This is a genomic window from Siminovitchia fortis, from assembly GCF_007681465.1.
In the GTDB taxonomy this organism is placed as follows: Bacteria; Bacillota; Bacilli; order Bacillales; family Bacillaceae_C; genus Siminovitchia; species Siminovitchia fortis.
The window spans coordinates 1-2,394 of sequence record NZ_VEKZ01000120.1; the positions used below are offsets into that span (position 1 = coordinate 1).

Genomic DNA, 2,394 nt, shown 5'->3' on the forward strand with positions numbered 1-2,394 from the left:
CCTGTATTTTGCAAGAGAAAAATACACAATAGTGCAATCAAAAGTGCATAACTTTGCCAGCCTATTCTGTTAGTAATTCTGTCTCGATAACGCGTGAGTCATTCGGTAGCTTTCTCCAGTGAAACTTAAAATGTGAGCGTGATGAATGACCCTGTCCACTAGGGCTGCAGTCAGCCTAGAGTCGACAAAGATGCGGTTCCATTGGCTGAACTCCAGATTAGAAGTTATAATCAGGCTTTTTTGTTCATACCACTCAGTAATCAATTGAAACAATAGCTCGGCACCTTCTTTGCTAAACGGGATGTAGCCCATCTCATCCAGAATGATCAGGTCCACTTTCTTAAACTTATTTCGGAACTGCTGGAACTTTCCTTCCCTCCATGCCTTGGTCAAGGCATCCACCAGATCGGATACACGGTAGAAGCGGACTTCATATCCCTTTTGGCAGGCCGCCCGGCCAAGCCCCGTTGCCAGGTGTGTTTTTCCGGTGCCGGGAGAGCCGGCCAGAATGATATTTTCACGCTTCTCAATAAAGTGCAGTGCGGACAGTTCCCTTGAATCCAACCGGGGAGGCAGGTGGATCTTTTCATTCCATTGGAAGGATTCAAGTGTTTTCCTGCTCAGGAAACGCGCTTTTTTAAGCAGACGCTCCACCTTCGCCTCTTCCCTCAACGCCAACTCTTTCCGGAGGACATCCGAAAGATACTGGGCCGAGTTTTCAAAGGGAATAGACTCATAGATGTCCGCAACGTAAGCCAGCCGGAGTGTCTTGCACATCCTTTTTATCTCTGACTCCATCATGTTTCACTCCCTTTCCCAATGAGCCGGTTGGAGCTGGTCATATTTTGTCCAATCTACCTCGTACGGGTGTCTATCCGGTTCGCCTGAACCATCCGCCTGCTCTTCAAGTAAGTCATAGAAATACTCATTGATCTCTGCCATTTCATGCGTGGCAAGCATCCGGGCTAGCCATCCCAAGCGCTGCTTCCGAATGGCCAGGTTGTCTATTTTGATATATTCATAGATGCGGCCGGGAAGATACGGGGAGTATCGCGAGTAGGTGACTACCCGAGGCTTTTGAAGCCAGGACTTCAAAATGGACTGCCAGGGAATCTTCCGCCCTTTATGCATATAAGGGCGATAATCCGTAAACAGAACTTCCCCATAAGGAGAGAGCACCTTGAATCTGTCCCAGTACTTTACTACGTGAAGCTGTCCAAAGTTATACCCTTTGGGAATATGTATTTTGGCCTGGTCGATGGTGATCTCCCCGTATTTATTCGCTTTCTCTGTCACTTTCTTGAAAATGGAATACTCCTCATCCGGCAGGGCCAAAAGGAATGGAAACTCCTGATCCAGCAATTCTTGGATAGAGATTCCTTTCTCATAGTGGATCCGTTCACGGTCCTTTGTCAGACACTCCTTCAGAATCTCCCCCAAGTGTTCAAAACTCTGAATCACCGGTGCCGGTGTCACAAAGTTATAACGGAGATACCCCACCTTGTTTTCCACATTTCCCTTTTCATGTCCGCTCCGCGGATTACAGGCTTGCGCTTCAAATCCGTAAAAGCCGGCAAACTGGAGGAACTCTTCTGTAAATGTTGCTTCCTCATTTTTTCCCCTGGGCCGAATTACTGCCGCCTTCAGGTTATCAATTCGGACCTTTCTGGGAACGCCGCCCAATTGGTGGAAGATTGTCTGTAGCCCATATAAAAAGCACTCCTGATTTTCACTGGGCAATGGCACGCAATAGGCTGCGTTGCTATAAGGGAGAGTCAGAAGTAGGCAATGCACATCGATGACCTTCCCATCTTTTACTGCTTCTGTCATCCCAAAATCCACCTGTGCCTCAGCCGGCGGATGATGCAGCCGTTCCGCATTCTGATCCCTGTCCTCATCCCCCTTTTCCTTGCCTTCACGCCAATCTTTAATGAAGTAACAGACCGTGCGATAAGAACCGGGGAACCCCATATTCTGAAGCTCCTCAAAGATTTTCTTGTTGGTCCTCCTTGACTTTCTCTTCAGCTTCTCATCTTCAGCCAGCCAGTCAGAGACAATCTCCCCCCATGGCTCTTCGTACATCATGCCGCTCTTCTTTTGAACATTTTCCTGGGGGACTTGGTCGTAATCTGCATATTTCTTGGCAGTCCTCCAGTTGATTCCCAAAGTATTGGCTATTTTATTGATAGAAAATGATTTCTGGTTCCTTAAAAGTTTGATACAATTGATTTCAGACATTGCCAGCATTCCTTTCGACCTCCACTGTGATTGATTCGACACCAACTACAGTAGAGAAGATTTGAATGGCTGGCAAGGTCTTTTTTCTTCTAAATAAAGTGCAAAGTTATGTACGTTTATGTTTCATAACTCTGCACTTTTATTTTGCACTACACA

Annotated in this window: 2 protein-coding genes; both read right to left on the reverse strand. The window is 46.7% G+C overall.

Translation table 11 applies throughout. The annotated features are described in order from the left end of the window. Window positions 1–69: 69 nt before the first annotated feature. The gene (gene istB / locus FS666_RS19085; RefSeq protein ID WP_120076008.1) at window positions 70–798 is read right to left on the reverse strand and encodes an IS21-like element helper ATPase IstB; all 729 of its coding nucleotides are present in this window, start codon (window positions 796–798) and stop codon (window positions 70–72) included. 6 nt (window positions 799–804) lie between these two features. Next, entirely contained in the window at window positions 805–2,247 is a 1,443-nt protein-coding gene (gene istA / locus FS666_RS19090) for an IS21 family transposase (protein ID WP_120076006.1), read from the reverse strand. Window positions 2,248–2,394 lie beyond the last annotated feature (147 nt).

Coding starts and splice junctions, on each gene's coding strand:
- istB (WP_120076008.1), bottom strand. CDS start 798: ATGGAGTCAGAGATAAAAAGGATGTGCAAGACACTCCGGCTGGCTTAC.
- istA (WP_120076006.1), bottom strand. CDS start 2,247: ATGCTGGCAATGTCTGAAATCAATTGTATCAAACTTTTAAGGAACCAG.